This window comes from Hyphomonas sp. UBA3601, assembly GCF_002375605.1.
GTDB lineage: Bacteria > Pseudomonadota > Alphaproteobacteria > Caulobacterales > Hyphomonadaceae > Hyphomonas.
Genome location: NZ_DFME01000107.1, coordinates 1 through 494, shown reverse-complemented (window position 1 = coordinate 494; position 494 = coordinate 1). Strand labels below are relative to the sequence as shown.

The 494-nt window shown below is 54.0% G+C and carries 1 pseudogene; it reads left to right on the top strand.

Annotated features, from left to right (window positions below):
• Positions 1–40 precede the first annotated feature (40 nt).
• Positions 41–494 (top strand): annotated as a pseudogene (locus tag B4F73_RS10600) (hypothetical protein); the annotation flags it as partial.

Genomic DNA, 494 nt, shown 5'->3' with positions numbered 1-494 from the left:
CGGGCAGGCCTGTCGGAAATGGTTGTGCACGACCTTCTTCATGGTGCCCAGATCCGTATTCGAGAAGCTTTACCCTGTGACCAGTTTCTCGACGGCAAACGAAGTATTCACGCGCTATTGTCCTGAAAAGCCGTTTCGGGAGAGCGCTCCGCTTTCGCAGAACTATCAGGAGTTTCTCTACACGCACCAGACCAAGGTCTGGCGACGAGGAGACAAACGGGGCTATGTCCTGAGCGAAACAACCTTTCCGCTCTTCAAGAACAAGGTGCGCAACATACTCAATGAGCATGCATTGAGCATCAAGCTATGGAAACTGGGCGTGGGCCATGTGAACTTGGCCATATTCGACCGGCCGTCGCGTGGGCTGGGAATCAAGCATGATCTAGTCAAGGGATCGGCAGGAACGCGACTCAGAAAGTTGCGTCTGTTGTCATGGCGCCAATTCTTTCATGAAGTAATCCCGCCACTACTGAAGCGGCGCGGCTTGCGCTCGT